This window comes from Shewanella sp. P1-14-1, from assembly GCF_001401775.1.
Taxonomy (GTDB): domain Bacteria; phylum Pseudomonadota; class Gammaproteobacteria; order Enterobacterales; family Shewanellaceae; genus Shewanella; species Shewanella japonica.
Window position 1 is genome coordinate 105,995 of record NZ_LKTL01000017.1, and the last position, 15,394, is coordinate 121,388.

The 15,394-nt window shown below is 41.1% G+C and carries 12 protein-coding genes and 1 tRNA gene; 10 read left to right on the forward strand and 3 right to left on the reverse strand.

Annotation, left to right across the window (positions count from 1 at the left end):
• Window positions 1-82 precede the first annotated feature (82 nt).
• The 3 genes from xerD to recJ all read left to right on the forward strand — a co-directional run bounded on the left by xerD (window position 83) and on the right by recJ (window position 3,706).
• The gene (gene xerD / locus AN944_RS13635; RefSeq protein ID WP_055025175.1) at window positions 83-985 is read left to right on the forward strand and encodes a site-specific tyrosine recombinase XerD; all 903 of its coding nucleotides are present in this window, start codon (window positions 83-85) and stop codon (window positions 983-985) included.
• A 161-nt stretch (window positions 986-1,146) separates the two neighbouring features.
• Complete coding sequence (gene dsbC / locus AN944_RS13640) at window positions 1,147-1,875, forward strand: bifunctional protein-disulfide isomerase/oxidoreductase DsbC (protein ID WP_055025176.1); 729 nt, start codon at window positions 1,147-1,149, stop codon at window positions 1,873-1,875.
• 106 nt (window positions 1,876-1,981) lie between these two features.
• The gene (gene recJ / locus AN944_RS13645) at window positions 1,982-3,706 is read left to right on the forward strand and encodes a single-stranded-DNA-specific exonuclease RecJ (RefSeq protein WP_055025177.1); all 1,725 of its coding nucleotides are present in this window, start codon (window positions 1,982-1,984) and stop codon (window positions 3,704-3,706) included.
• Between the two features lie 291 nt (window positions 3,707-3,997).
• On the opposite strand, the gene AN944_RS13650 is transcribed toward recJ, so the two are convergent.
• Window positions 3,998-4,073, reverse strand: a tRNA-Phe gene (locus AN944_RS13650).
• Window positions 4,074-4,441: 368 nt separating this feature from the next.
• On the opposite strand from AN944_RS13650, the gene AN944_RS13655 reads away from it, so the two are divergent.
• Genes AN944_RS13655 through AN944_RS13665 form a run of 3 tightly spaced genes read left to right on the forward strand, consistent with a single transcriptional unit; the run spans window position 4,442 to window position 8,566 of the window.
• The gene (locus AN944_RS13655) at window positions 4,442-6,784 is read left to right on the forward strand and encodes an RND family transporter (RefSeq protein WP_055025178.1); all 2,343 of its coding nucleotides are present in this window, start codon (window positions 4,442-4,444) and stop codon (window positions 6,782-6,784) included.
• Window positions 6,774-7,523, forward strand: a complete 750-nt coding sequence (locus AN944_RS13660) for a hypothetical protein (RefSeq protein ID WP_055025179.1) — start codon at window positions 6,774-6,776, stop codon at window positions 7,521-7,523. The genes AN944_RS13655 and AN944_RS13660 overlap by 11 nt, the downstream gene beginning before the upstream one ends.
• The gene (locus tag AN944_RS13665; protein WP_055025180.1) at window positions 7,514-8,566 is read left to right on the forward strand and encodes a 3-oxoacyl-ACP synthase III family protein; all 1,053 of its coding nucleotides are present in this window, start codon (window positions 7,514-7,516) and stop codon (window positions 8,564-8,566) included. The genes AN944_RS13660 and AN944_RS13665 overlap by 10 nt, the downstream gene beginning before the upstream one ends.
• Window positions 8,567-8,643: 77 nt before the next feature.
• On the opposite strand, the gene AN944_RS13670 is transcribed toward AN944_RS13665, so the two are convergent.
• Window positions 8,644-9,405, reverse strand: a complete 762-nt coding sequence (locus tag AN944_RS13670; protein WP_055025181.1) for an outer membrane protein assembly factor BamD — start codon at window positions 9,403-9,405, stop codon at window positions 8,644-8,646.
• Window positions 9,406-9,530: 125 nt separating this feature from the next.
• Between AN944_RS13670 and rluD the strand changes: the two genes are divergently transcribed.
• The 4 genes from rluD (at window position 9,531) to AN944_RS13690 (ending at window position 14,466) form a co-directional block, all read left to right on the forward strand.
• Window positions 9,531-10,505: a 23S rRNA pseudouridine(1911/1915/1917) synthase RluD gene (rluD, locus tag AN944_RS13675; RefSeq protein ID WP_055025182.1), complete on the forward strand. Its 975-nt coding sequence runs from the start codon at window positions 9,531-9,533 to the stop codon at window positions 10,503-10,505.
• Window positions 10,506-10,528: 23 nt separating this feature from the next.
• Complete coding sequence (gene pgeF, locus AN944_RS13680) at window positions 10,529-11,272, forward strand: peptidoglycan editing factor PgeF (protein ID WP_055025183.1); 744 nt, start codon at window positions 10,529-10,531, stop codon at window positions 11,270-11,272.
• Between the two features lie 140 nt (window positions 11,273-11,412).
• The gene (clpB, locus tag AN944_RS13685) at window positions 11,413-13,986 is read left to right on the forward strand and encodes an ATP-dependent chaperone ClpB (RefSeq protein ID WP_055025184.1); all 2,574 of its coding nucleotides are present in this window, start codon (window positions 11,413-11,415) and stop codon (window positions 13,984-13,986) included.
• A 168-nt stretch (window positions 13,987-14,154) separates the two neighbouring features.
• Window positions 14,155-14,466 carry a hypothetical protein gene (locus tag AN944_RS13690; protein ID WP_055025185.1) on the forward strand — a complete coding sequence of 104 codons (312 nt, stop codon included), beginning with the start codon at window positions 14,155-14,157 and terminating at the stop codon, window positions 14,464-14,466.
• 127 nt (window positions 14,467-14,593) lie between these two features.
• On the opposite strand, the gene AN944_RS13695 is transcribed toward AN944_RS13690, so the two are convergent.
• Complete coding sequence (locus tag AN944_RS13695) at window positions 14,594-15,043, reverse strand: DUF4124 domain-containing protein (RefSeq protein WP_055025186.1); 450 nt, start codon at window positions 15,041-15,043, stop codon at window positions 14,594-14,596.
• Between the last annotated feature and the right edge of the window lie 351 nt (window positions 15,044-15,394).

A 15,394-nucleotide genomic window follows, 5' to 3' on the forward strand; every position in this document is an offset into this window, starting at 1 on the left:
GTTTTGTCTTTGTAAACTAATTTTAGTTACACTAGAGCGGCGTTACTTCAGGTGAAGTGGCGCCGTTTTTTTAGGAATTTTTGTGACTGATAATTACCAAGCAGATCCCCTTATTGATGCATTTTTAGATGACCTTTGGTCGGCTAAAGGGTTAAGTGATAACACGTTAGGCTCTTATCGAACTGACTTACGTCATTTTGAGCGATATGTGTTGAGTCAGCAACATCAACTCATTAATGTTGATCAGTTAGTGATTCGAGATTATTTAGCTTATCGAGTGGCAGAAAATTTTGCTAAAACCTCAACGGCAAGATTGCTGAGCAGTTTACGGCGATTTTATGGTTATTTGATAGTAAAACAACTAATTGATATCGACCCAACTAGCTTAATTGAGTCACCTAAGTTAGCGCGTAAATTACCTGATGCATTAAGCGAAACCCAAATAGATGCTTTACTCGCAGAGCCCGATATTGACGACCCAATAGAGTGCCGTGATAAAGCCATGCTGGAGTTATTGTATGCCACAGGCCTTCGGGTTACTGAACTGGTCAGCTTAACCTTAGAGCAAATTAGCCTTAGACAAGGTTTAGTGCGCATTGTCGGTAAGGGCGGTAAAGAACGTTTAGTGCCGCTTGGTGAATTAGCCATTTCCGAAATAGAGCAGTATTTGTTAGCTGCACGCCCTACATTACTGAACAATAAACAAAGCGATGTTTTGTTTCCTTCCAAACGTGGACAAATGATGACAAGACAGACTTTTTGGCATCGTATTAAACATTATGCAGTGCGAGCTGGCATCAATAGTCATTTATCTCCGCATACCCTAAGGCATGCATTTGCTACCCATTTACTCAATCATGGCGCTGACTTACGGGTAGTTCAGTTGTTATTAGGACACAGCGACTTATCTACCACGCAAATATACACCCACGTTGCCAAGGCTCGACTACAGCAGTTACATAGTGAGCATCATCCAAGGGGCTAATGCGTTGTGCATGATGTCTCTTGTTACATAAAAATTGATACATATCGCCAGCAATGAGCGGGATATAGTTGCTTTAATATGACATTCTCTGTAACTTTTGCCGTCAAACTCTGGTCTATGTAATTAGCTGACTCATCAGTTTTATCAAATAGGATTTTTTAATGAAGTTAACAAAAGCATTCTCTTTTGCTATGACCCTTGCTGTTGCGCCACTATTACATGCCGCTTCAGCCTCAGATATTCCCAATGAAGCAGAGCTGAAACAGCAGGTTTCTGATGTGCTTGGCGTTAATGTATTGAAAATTCAATCATCACCGATTGACGGATTGTATCAAGCCTTGACTGACCGTGGCATTTTGTACGTTTCTCCAGATGGTACTAAGTTACTACATGGCAATATGTATGATTTAAAGAATGGTATGCAAAACTTAACTGAGGCTGCATTAGCGGGCCCTCGTGTTGATATGCTCAAGCCATTTGAAGACGACATGTTGGTGTACAAAGCGAAAAATGAAAAACATGTCGTAACCATCTTTACTGATGTGGATTGTGGTTACTGTCGTAAGTTACACCAAGAAATGGACGGTTATAACGATTTGGGCATTACTGTTCGTTATTTAGCTTACCCTCGTGCAGGTATTCCATCAGCAAATGCCCAAGAAATGGAAGCGGTATGGTGTGCTAAAGATCCGCTACAAGCTATGACTGATGCTAAAACGGGTGGCAATGTAAAAGCTGCAAGCTGTGATGCAAACATCGAGGAGCAATACCGCCTCGGTCAAGCATTTGGTATCAATGGAACACCTGCAATCGTTTTAGAAAACGGGGTGTTAGTGCCGGGTTACCAACCACCGTCAGCATTATTAAATACCATTAAAACTAATCTCTAATACCGACAGGTTTAGAATAATCGTTTTAACCGAAAAAGGTGAGCCATTGGCTCGCCTTTTTTGTTATCTTAACGTGTCGATTACTCCACTAAAATAAGGTGTGTTTGTGGCCCACAAAATTGTTCGCCGAACTCAGGTAGATGACAGTCATTTACCGCAATCTATGCATCCATTACTAAAACAGTTATATGCTCGACGTGGAGTCGATTTAGCTGGCTGCGAACTGAGTTTGTCGAAGTTACTTAGACCTGAAACCATGCTCGGCATTGACATCGCGGCGAAGATTATTGCTGATGCGATAGCTGCTGATAAGTCGATTTTGATAGTGGGAGATTTTGATGCTGATGGCGCAACGTCGACCAGTGTGTGTTTGATTGCATTAAGAATGATGGGAGCCAAGCATGTTGACTACCTTATTCCAAATCGCTTTGATTATGGTTATGGATTAAGCCCTGAAATTGTTGCCGTTGCTCAGTCTAAAGGGGCGCAGTTATTGATTACGGTCGATAACGGCATCTCATCTATTGAAGGTGTTGCAGCCGCTAAACAATTAGGTATGCAGGTGGTTGTAACTGATCACCATTTACCTGGACAAACCCTCCCCGATGCAGATGCGATAGTTAATCCTAACCAAAACGGTTGTGAATTTGCCAGTAAGTCTATTGCTGGGGTTGGCGTTGCGTTTTATTTGATGTCAGTGCTTAGAAAAGAGCTGCGCCAAAGAGACTGGTATCAGCAGCAACACATTGCTGAGCCTAACCTTGGTTCCTTACTTGATATTGTTGCTTTGGGCACGGTTGCTGATGTGGTGTCGCTTGACAGTAACAATCGTATTTTGGTGCAAGCGGGTTTACAACGAGTTAAGACGGGGCGTTGTCGTGTTGGCATTACAGCATTACTGGAAGTCGCAAAAAGAAGCCCACAACGTATTGTTGCATCAGATTTTGGATTTGCTGTCGGGCCAAGATTAAACGCTGCCGGTCGTTTAGATGAGATGGCGTTGGGTGTTGAGACATTGTTATGTGAAGACATGATGTTAGCAAGGAGAATGGCTGATGAGCTTGATGGCTTAAATGGTGAGCGTCGCGAGCTTGAAGCGGGAATGCAACAAGAAGCGTTAAAAAGTCTGCAAACATTAAGCCTTGATGAATCAGATTTACCTTGGGGACTTGCTTTGTTTCAGGATGACTGGCATCAAGGTGTGATTGGCATTTTAGCTTCAAGAATCAAAGATAAATATCATCGCCCTGTGATTGCATTTGCTGATGCTGGCGAGGGTGAAATTAAAGGCTCTGCGCGTTCAATAAAAGGCTTGCATATGCGAGACCTGTTAGAGCTTATTAATAGCCGCCACCCTGGGATGATTATCAAATTTGGTGGTCATGCGATGGCGGCGGGATTATCACTTCGTGCAGATGCATTTGAATTATTTCAGTCAGCATACGATAAAGCCGTACGTGAATTGTTAAAGCCTGAACAGTTAACGGGTGAGATCTTATCTGATGGTGAGTTGCCGATAGCGTTGATGAACCTAGAAACGGCTTTCTTACTGCGTGAATCTGGTCCTTGGGGACAGTCTTTTGAAGAGCCATTATTTGATGGTTATTTCAGCGTGATTCAACAACGTATCGTGGGGGAGAAACATTTGAAATTGGTGTTAGAAACCGACTGCGGCTCAGTGATGATGGATGCTATTGCATTCAATGTTGATTTACAAACTTGGCCTGACGCCACAATTAAGCACGCTAGACTTGCGTACAAACTGGATGTAAATGAGTTTAGGGGAAACCAAACTGTGCAGATGTTGGTTGATTATATTGAACCTGCATAGCTAACAACCAGTTATTAAGAAGCACTCTAACAAGACGTTTCTAACAGGTAATTCGCTAACAGAGAATCTCAACAAAGACGAGCTTGTTTCACGCACCTAAAGTGTTAGGTGAGTAGATGATTAACTCACTCATCATCAAACTGTAGGCAGCTTAATGGTTGCCTACGGTTATTATGACTAAAGCCGGCGAGGGTAGTTATCAGTTTTACTGCAATTAATAACAGATACAAAAAAGCCTCGCATTGCGAGGCTTTTTTGTTTTTTGGTCGCTTTCGCCACCAAATCTAAATATGGTGCCCGAACCCGGAATCGAACCAGGGACACGAGGATTTTCAATCCTCTGCTCTACCGACTGAGCTATTCGGGCGACGGACGCAATTAAACGTTTTTTGCGGTCTGGAGTCAACTTTTTTTTATTGATAACTGTTTTTTTTAGCTTGTTTGAGCAAGATTTCCACAAAAGGCCTAAATCATAAGCTATTTGTTAATAAAGCATCTATGAATAAGTCTATCCGGAAAACGCTACGTACGGGTTCATTGGGGAGAGTATCAAGGCTTTATGCTGACTAGCGTTAAGGGATTGGTGCTGAATACTACTGCTAGCATGTTTGGAAATATCAGTTTATCGCATTAACTGTTAACTTTTTTGTAACTTGCTGAACAATAAAACAAGGTTATAAGGTCTATTAAGATAACTGAATAGAAAACTTAAAAGCAGTATGAGGAAATAGTCATTTGAATTGGCAATTGTCATTAATCGCTGGCTCGCAAAAACACCCTTTTGGGGTGTGGGCTACCGTATTGCTATTGGTGCTGCTCAGTATCATTGGGGCAACGAAGATTGATCTTGATGTTAATTTTAACGACTATTTTGCCCATGATGACGCAGGGTTTGTTGGACTAAATCAACTTCAGCAAACATTTGTCCGTGAAGATGGTTTACTGCTGTTATTGGAAAATGAGAAAGACTGGCGACAACCTGAGCAGCAAACTCGATTACTTGATTTTATTGAATATTTACAATCTGATCAGCATATCAGCGCGATAGGGGGTTATGCTGCATTTATTGAACGTCTGCCACTTGTAAACGAGTCTTCTGTGGTTACGGGGCAGAAGCAAGCACTCACTCAATCAATCAATCAATCATTAACTCACTCGCAATCTTCAAGTCAAAATCAATCAATAAGCGGTAGCCTGCTTTTAAGTTATAAACAACATCCTCGCTTACCTTTGGTGTTATCTGACAATGGTAAAGCTATTATCCTGAGTATTGAGTTTAGTCAAAACGATATGCAGCAATATTCAACAGAGGCATTGTGGCGCTTGGAAAGTATTGATCGTTTGCTAGGTATCTCTGAGTCATTTTGGTCAGCAAAGGCTGCGGCAGCGAGCCTTGTGCCTAAATTTAGTGAAGCTCAAAGTGCTGTGAAGGTTTTGTTGTCAGGTGAACAGGCGCTCAATTGGCAATATGCCAAGGTGTTACGCCATGACCTAAGTTGGTTTGCACCCAGCCTATTTGTCATTATCGGTCTAATGGCATTATTTTTTATTCAAGCTAGATTATGGCTTTTTGCTATCGCACTTAACTGTGCAGTGACCTTAGCTATAGTACTTGGAGTCGCAGGTTGGTTTAACCTTACTATTGCAGCGATAAGTGCATTTATACCAGTGATAATTATAACCTTATCACTGGCTTACTCCGCGCATTTATACCTAGGCTGGCAAGCTGGAATAAAAGCGGGTGACAATAATCCGCTAATTTTTAGCTTCTCACATAATAAACAACCCCTACTGTACGCAACACTGACGACCATATTGGGTTTTGGCTTACTCGCTTTTAGTCCTTCACCACCGATACAAGTTTTTGGGATATTAGTGGCCATTGCCGTGGCTTGCCATTATCTACTTTGTCACAGTTTATTGGTGACTATCGTGAGCAAGGCTAATCAGAACTATTCTGATGGCAAGTTACATGTCTTTGTTAATCCAGTGGTGACGCTAGCAAAACGAGCGGCGTTATTGCCAAAGTCAATTCTCATGGTGGTAGGACTCGTTTCAGTATTGGCCTTATTAAGCGCCAGTAAACTTGAGCTTAATGATGATCCGCTTAATTACTTTCCTGACGATAACCCCTTTACTCAATCTAAACTCACTATGCAGCAAGATTTTTTTGGCATAAATCCATTGTATTTTGAGGTGGGGACTGGTTCTGTCCCTATGTATGACAAGCAATATCTGGGCTTTTTATTCCAATTTGCTCGCTTTTTGCAACAACAGCCAGAAGTTAACCATGTCACCCATATTGGTGATTGGGTAAAAAGTGCCGGATTATCGCAAAGTCAACTTAAACGGATCATGACACAACATAGCGTCAGCGATATCGGGCTTGAAGCAGAAATCTCATCACAATATCAATCGAGTTTAATCACCGTTTATTTAACCTCTCTCACTGCGCAGCAAATGTTAGCGTTCGAAGCCAAAACAACTGCATGGCTTGCTGCAAATCAAACCGCTTTATCAGTAAGCCCAGCATTAGGCAGTAGTTTATTGTTCGCTCATTTATCCATTCATAACGCAAACAGTATGTTGTGGTCATTTGGTATTGCGTTAGTGGCCCTAAGCCTAGTGTTAGGCTTTTTGAAAAAAAGCCCATACTTTGCTTTGGTGGGGTTAATGGTTAACTTTTTGCCCTTGCTTTGGGTGTTCGCTATTTGGCAACTGGTTGGTGGGTATATCAGTATTGGCAGTGCGGTCGTATTAGGCATCATGCTTGGGATTATTGTTGATGATACTTTGCATTTGCTGTTGAAGTTACCTGAGCCACAAACATCTGATATCGAAAGTCGTGCAACTTATCTGCAATTTTTTTGGATGCATTATGCGGGCGTTATTCCGGTGATTTGTTTTACCAGTTTAACTTTAGTACTGGGTTTTGGCATTGGATTAGCGTCAGATTTTGCGCCTATTGCACAGCTAAGTTTGTTGTCTTGTATGGTGATTCTATTGGCATGGCTCTTTGATGTTTTCGTATTGCCTGTTATTTATCAACTGCGGAGACAAAGCATTAATGACAATTAAGATTAAACGTTGTTTTGGCAAGCAAGCTTTGCCAAAGGTTACTCAAGGTAATAATGCACTTAGGCTTCAAGATTGGATAAATCTTCAGGCTCAAACCCCACTTTTATTTTCTGATAACCAAACGGAATCAATGGCACGTTTATTACCCCTATTACTGTGTGGTGAACAGTCGGCTCAGTTGGTCTTTAATCAAGAAATTATTAGATTACATGTTCAAGACTTAGATAAAACGTTATCAACAGAAATATCACAAAGGAATGGCAAGATAGTGACTTCACTGATGGAAGTCGAGTCTGACGAGTGTCGTCATGATATAGCCTTGCAAACAGTATCGGATAAGCTTCCATACATAGAAGATACCCGCCAAGTTCAACGGTTGGCAAAAAGGTTTTATAGCGGTTTAGGTCGAGTAAATGATTACAGTCAACACTTTGTTCGTATTGCTATCTTAGATACATGTGTCACCCAAATTATGCAAGCATTCGAAACCAGCAAACTTGGAGGAGAGCACCCTTTTAGTGTGTTATGTGGCTTGATTAAAAAAGACGAAGCCAAGCATGTATACATTAGCCGTCATCATGCTATTGAATTAGGGGCGACAAATGACGACTTTTATCAGCAACAATCCTTAATCACACATGAGCTTTTTCAATTACTCACCAGCCAACATCACTCATTTGAAAATATGGGGATTTGCTTAGATGCTATCCAACATAAACTGGAGGAAAAATGGCAGTAAAATTTGCGCAACATGACTTATCACTATTAGGCATTTCTCATCAATTACCTAATGCAAATATCAATAATGAAGCGCTACTAAATGCCTTGTCTCAAAAGTGCGGTAGACTTACAGCGCGAAAAGCTAAAACCATTGCGAAGCGTTTGGGTATTGAGGGGCGCCATTTAGTCAGAGATCTATCGACCCCAACCAGTTCAACATCTCCTTCGAGTATTGAGCTTAGTCAGCAAGTACTGACTCAAACTTTAGTGAATGCAAACCTTGATATTGAAGCGTTAGATTATTTACTCAGCCACACATGCACACCTCATACACAAGTCCCCCCTAATGCGGCATGGCTTGCAGATGCAATGGCATTTCATGGTCCCTATTTAGAACTTAGACAGGCTTGTACGGGATTTGCCAACGGATTACAAATTGCGTCGGCCTTTTGCGCTGTTAATCAGCAACCCGTTTCAATAGTAGGGGTAGAAACGGGCTCGGTTTATTTTGATATGGATAACGACTTTATCGATACCGAACAATTGGTTAATTATGTACAAATGGGGGATGGTGCAGCTGCAGTAGTGCTAGGGCCTCAAGATGAACAGGCTGCCAAAATATCTGATATTTATTTAGGTCAAATTGGACATCAAAAACCACCAGGGTTTTATCTTGATGGCGGGGCTAATGATGTCGGGACAAAACAAATGGCTCGATTCCATCACAACACCCAAGCTGTACGAGAGCAAGGTAGTCAGTTGTTTGAGCTAGGTTGGCAAGCACTGCAAAGCCGAGGCTATCAGCTAGATGATTTTACATATATTTTGCCTCATCAAGCCAATGGACATATTGATGTGCTAATGGCAAAAGCATTAGGCATTTCACCAGAGCGAGTGATCAATGACGCCAAGCATCTTGGTAATTTAGGTTCAGCCGCTATTTGGGTCAGTTTATCTAGGTTGATTCATTCAGGACGATTAAAAGCAGGTGACAAGGTGGCGGTACTCGGTGCCGAAGCCACTAAATACCTTTATGGCGGTTTTGTTTATCATCATGTGTAATCTTCAAAACAAAAAAGCCTGCGATATATCGCAGGCTTTTTATATTAACGTAGAATCAGCAATATGATTCTTGACTGTTATTTGAGTAAGTCACTATCTGGATAGTTAGCAGCGATAACCGTTAATGTATTCTGTTGAAGTTGCTCTTGGCCTAATTCACCATAAGCTTGCGCCATAATTTCTAAAGCTTGCTCGGTTGCTGGTGTGCCAGGGAACTGCTCCATCACAGATTGTGCACGAACAGCTGCTGCACTCCATGCTTCCATTTTGATATAATACTCAGCCACTTTAATCGAGTATTGTGCTAAACGGTTTTTAAGGTATTGCATACGTTGCTGAGCATCAGCCGTATACTTACTGTTTGGATAGCTTTTGATTAAACGATCAAAATCTTTAAAGGCGTCTTGTGCATTTTTAGGGTCACGATCAGTACGATCGATATTCATCATATCGTGAAATAGGTAATTATCTGCCTGCATATTAGTTAAACCACGCATATAATAGACATAATCAATATCTGGATGCGTTGGGTTTAAACGAATAAAACGATCGATATTTGCAATACCTGATGCGACGTCGTCCATTTTGTAATAAGCAAAAATCATGTCCAATTGAACTTGAGTTTTATGTGGGCCAAATGGGTAACGAGAGTCTAATGCTTCAAGTGTTCTAACTGCTTTAGAGTAGTTTCCTAGCTCCATTGAGGTTCTAGATTGAGCATAAAGTCCCTCTGGAGACTTGCCACTGAGGTCTTCATCTTCAAAACCTTTAGAGGTACTACATGCTGTTAAAGCTAATGAAAACAATACTAGGGCGGCGCCTTTGGCTAATTTATACATATGTAAATTCAATTCTTTTATAAGTTGTTGTTAAGAATTTTTCCATTTCACTGTAAAATAGAAAACAATCCGATTGTAACAGATAGCACATTCACTTTGGACCCCAAAAAAGGGGTACGGTTCCTATGACACAAGAGATTAACCTAAAAAGCGAGATCACAGCAATCCAAACCGGTTTAAGATTAGACCAAGCTTTGGCTGAATTGTTCCCTGATTATTCCCGTACACGCATCAAAGAATGGATCCTATCTGGTGCAGTTTCAGTCGATGGCGTTGTTGTCGATAAGCCTCGTGAGAAAGTACTAGAATCGCAGTTAATTGCGGTAGAAGCAACGCTCGAAGAAGAAGTAAAAGACAAAGCACAAAAAATTGACCTAAATATTGTCTACGAAGACGATCATATTTTAGTGGTAAATAAGCAAGCTGGCTTGGTTGTTCACCCTGGAGCTGGTAATGCTGATGGCACATTGTTAAATGCGCTATTACATCATTGTCCTGAGATTGAACATGTTCCTCGTGCTGGTATTGTGCATCGTTTAGATAAAGACACCACTGGTTTAATGGTGGTTGCTAAAACGGTTGAAGCACAAACCCATTTAGTTGCAGCACTTCAGGCGCGCGATATTGTACGTGAATACGAAGCGATTGTGATTGGGATGATGACCGCTGGCGGAACAGTAGACGAACCGATTGATCGTCATGAAACGCGCCGTACACAAATGGCAGTTGTCATGGGCGGTCGTCCTTCTGTTACTCATTATCGTGTTGCTGAAAAATTCCGTGCTCATACGCGTTTAAGATTGCGCTTAGAAACGGGGCGTACTCACCAAATTCGTGTTCACATGTCATACATAGGCCACGTGTTGGTTGGCGATCCTGTATACGGTGGTCGCCCACGTCCGCCTAAAAAAGCTAGCCCAGAGTTTTTTGATATTTTGAAAAACTTTGAACGTCAGGCGCTACATGCAGTACGTTTGGAGCTTGCTCATCCATTTACCCATGAAATCATGTCATGGCAAGCGCCTATCCCTGAAGATATGCAAATGCTGACCAGAGCGTTACGTCAAGATACTGAAGAAAACCCAATCGAGTATTTATAAGTATTCGCTGCGAAGGGGATAGCGTGTATCACGTAAATTGGCCAATACCTGACAATATCGGCATCGCCATGACAGACCGTCATGGCGGTGTAAGTCAATCGCCTTTTGATAGCTTAAATTTAGGCTTACATGTAGGCGATGCCCCTCAAGATGTATTGGCTAATAGAGCTTTAATTCAGCAAACCTTAGCGATTAATGTGCCAGTCACTTGGTTAGATCAAGTTCATGGCACTACTATTATCGATTACTCAACAGTAAGTCCTGCCAATATTTCACCTCAGTCTATTCCTCCTAAAGCTGACGGAAGCTATGTTGATCATGCCAAAGTGGCATTAGCCGTCATGACCGCCGACTGTTTGCCTGTGTTGCTATGTAATAAAGCAGGAACTGAAATTGCTGCTGTGCATGCAGGTTGGCGTGGATTGTGTGATGGGGTTATCGAGTCTGCAATAAAGCGCTTTAATGCAGAAGCCTGTGACATAATTGCTTATTTGGGACCAGCAATTGGTCCAAATGCTTTTGAAGTGGGTGCAGAGGTAAAGCAACAATTTGTTGAACAAGATATTGAAGCTAAGCAATGGTTTAAACCACATGGCGTGAAATACTTAGCCGATTTATGTGGGCTTGCAACCATGCGTTTATCTAAACAAGGAATTAAACACATTTATAGTGCAAATGTGTGTACTTTTACTAACCCTGATTATTTCTCCTACCGCCGAGATCAACAAACAGGACGAATGGCTTCTTTTATTTGGTTAAAATCTTAATCTGTTTTATCGATTTGATCTTAATCAATTAATCTAACACTAATCTGCAGAATTTTATTCCCACGATTGAAAATTTCATAAACATCCCCATATTTTAATTATCAAATCTTTCGTTTTTATTAAATTGATTAGGAGGACGTATGAGACTTGATCGTATGACCAACAAATTTCAAATCGCTATTTCAGATGCGCAATCATTAGCATTAGGGCGTGATCATCAGTTCATTGAACCTACTCATTTGATGATGGCGTTATTAAACCAAGATTCTGGCTCAATTCACCCTTTACTAACGCAAGCGGGTATAAATGTTAGTGCGCTGCGTTCTTCTTTGAGCCAAGAGTTAGAAAAATTGCCACAAGTTGAAGGTACTGGGGGAGATGTTCAGTTATCTCAGGGCCTAATTCGTTTACTTAACCTTTGTGACAAGCTAGCTCAAAAACGTAAAGACAAATATATCTCATCTGAACTATTTGTGATGGCAGCGCTTGAAGGAAGTGATGCGTTAACCAAGTGCTTGAAAGATGCAGGTGCCAGTAAAGAGTTATTGGAAACCACCATTGAACAAATTCGTGGTGGACAAAAAGTTGATGATCCTAATGCGGAAGATCAACGCCAAGCCTTAAATAAATATACAGTGGATCTTACTGAGCGTGCCGAGCAAGGCAAACTCGATCCCGTGATTGGTCGTGATGAAGAAATTCGTCGCACAATTCAAGTGTTACAGCGTCGTAGTAAAAATAACCCCGTGCTCATTGGTGAGCCAGGCGTCGGTAAAACCGCCATTGTTGAAGGTTTAGCTCAACGAATTGTTAATGGTGAGGTTCCTGAAGGCATTAAGAATAAGCGTGTACTGTCATTAGATATGGGCGCGTTAATTGCTGGTGCTAAATATCGTGGTGAGTTTGAAGAGCGATTAAAAGCGGTATTAAATGAGTTAGCTCAAGAAGAAGGCCAAGTCATTCTGTTCATCGATGAACTGCATACCATGGTTGGTGCAGGTAAAGGCGAAGGAGCAATGGATGCAGGTAACATGTTAAAACCTGCACTTGCTCGTGGTGATTTACATTGTGTTGGCGCAACAACGTTAGATGAGTACCGCCAATATATTGAAAAAGATGCAGCACTTGAACGTCGTTTTCAAAAAGTGCTGGTGGAAGAGCCTAACGTTGAAGATACCATTGCAATTTTACGTGGATTAAAAGAGCGTTATGAATTACATCACCATGTAGAGATAACCGATCCTGCCATTGTTGCCGCCGCAAGTATGTCGCATCGTTATATCTCTGATAGAAAGCTACCAGATAAAGCTATCGACTTGATCGATGAAGCGGCATCAAGTATCAGAATGCAAATAGATTCAAAACCTGAAGCGTTAGACAGATTAGATCGCCGTGCTATCCAGCTTAAGCTTGAAGAGCAAGCACTTGCCAAAGAAGAAGATGAAGCAAGTCGTAAACGATTAACGCATTTACAAGTTGAGTTGAAGCAAGTTGAAGAAAAAGCCAGCGAACTGAATGAAATTTGGCATACCGAGAAAGCGGCATTGGCCGGAACTCAGCATATTAAAGCTGATCTCGAACAATCAAGAATGGATATGGAAGTCGCAAAACGTGCGGGAGATTTAACTCGCATGTCAGAATTACAATACGGCCGTATTCCTGAGTTAGAAAAGCAGCTCGATTTGGCTTCGCAAGCAGAAATGCAAGATATGACGTTATTGCGTAACAAGGTCACAGATATAGAAATCGCCGAAGTACTTTCAAAGGCAACAGGAATACCTGTTTCTAAGATGCTAGAAGGTGAGCGTGATAAGTTACTGCAAATGGAAGATGCACTACATCAGCGAGTGATAGGTCAAAATGAAGCTGTAGAAGCGGTATCAAATGCAATAAGACGTAGCCGAGCTGGACTTGCCGATCCGAATCGCCCTATTGGTTCATTCCTATTCTTAGGGCCAACCGGTGTGGGTAAAACTGAACTGTGTAAATCATTAGCTAACTTCTTATTTGATACCGAATCAGCAATGGTTCGCATCGATATGTCAGAGTTTATGGAAAAGCATACTGTCTCAAGATTAGTCGGCGCACCTCCTGGCTACGTGGGGTACGAAGAAGGTGGATACTTAACTGAGGCTGTTCGCCGTAAACCCTACTCAGTCATCTTGTTAGATGAAGTAGAAAAAGCGCACCCTGATGTATTCAACATTTTGCTGCAAGTGCTAGATGATGGTCGCTTAACGGATGGCCAAGGCCGTACTGTTGATTTTAGAAATACCGTTATCATCATGACGTCTAATTTGGGTTCTGACATTATTCAGGAAGGTTCAGCCTCTCAAGACTATATGCAGATGAAATCGGCCGTAATGAATGTGGTGACGCAGAGCTTTAGACCAGAGTTTTTAAACCGTATTGATGAGACCGTGGTATTCCATCCGTTAGCTGCAGAGCATATAGCGCATATTGCAGAGATACAGTTGCAGAACTTGAAACAACGCTTGGCTGAAAAGGATTTCACCATGGAAATCTCTAAAAATGCATTGGCGTTAATTGCCGAAGCTGGCTTTGATCCAACGTATGGTGCAAGACCGCTTAAACGAGCACTGCAACAAGAAATTGAAAACCCATTAGCACAACACTTATTAAAAGGTGAACTACTCCCAGGTAAACCGATTATGATTGATGTCAACGATGGACTACTGACGTTTACCCAATAAATAGTCAGCGACAGTAATAAAAGGAATGGTAAATACCATTCCTTTTTTATTGGATTATAACTTTACAGTAGCCATTGAACCCATAAGCTTGCGACAAGTGAATTGATCTACTAACTTCAATATGTTCCCTTATGAATAGCAACCTGATTTCAAGTAGAAGGATATAACATGAATAAATCAGTCGTATTAGGCTTTGCTTTACTCTCAATAGCTGCAACCGGATGTTCTAGCTCACCAGAAAAACAAGAAGGTGAAATTATCGAAGTCGGTAATGTTGAATATAATAGCTTATACCACTTTGGCTACAACACAGGTTGCACCAGCGCATTAGCACAAAAGAAATCGAATGAGACACTCGAGTCAATGAAGGATAAAACACTTGATGGCATCGATGCATTTGATAATGGTTGGAAGTCAGGAACTGAGACATGTAATAGTGGTACGTTTAAATCGATGTATACAGTTGGTAAAGCAGAATAACCTGCTCACGTAAACTGAACTAGTGCAGCAGGTAGAGATGATATATACCTTGAATAGGTGTCATGAATAGTTAATTAAAAAGGAGCCATTGGCTCCTTTTATTATTGCAGCTAATAAACTTGATATATTATTGACAAAAAAGTTGCTTACGTTCTTCGTTCTTTTCAATTTGAGCCAAGCGTTCTTCTTCAGTTATGACTATCTCTTCACCTGTATCAGCATCTTTGCGATGTAAGTGTTGATATGTGTTTAATACATTTAAGCTGTGTTTGGCACTTTCACAAATTGAAGCCGCCTGTTCAGCATCTCGCTCTTTGATTAATGCAGCTTTTTGATCTAAATCCATTTCACTAGTACTAGACTGTGAAGAAGAACCGACAGATTTTACGGGCACATAACCGACTTGAGCGGGCTCAATGTCCTCGCTGTATACTTTTTTAGAGTCAACATCTGCTGGTGGTTGCTGGCTATAATGAGAAACACCGTCTTTATCTACCCAAGTATAAATAACAGTTGCTAAAGCTGACTGCGAAAAACAAACAAACGAAACTAAATACAGCAAACGTAAACTAAGCATAAACATTCCTAGATGGTGGAGCCTAAAATCCTTTAATCAAAATAAAATAGGCTAATTGACTGATAAAACCAATAGCTAAATCAATATACTTGACCATAAAAGCGTAAAGATAGCCTTATAGAAAGGGAACTAGATTATAAAAACCGTTTTCTATTTCGTAATAGAAAGAGGCAAACTAGGCCTTTAAACTGCAAAATTGAAGATAATTAAACCGTAGTGGTTAATTAATAAACGCTTAAACCCCATTTGTCATAAAAGTTTAAAAAAGCCCTTGCACGGTTTCATAATCTCCCTATAATGCGCATCCACTGACACGGCAACAGGCACTAGCCAACACTGAGTCAGCTTGAT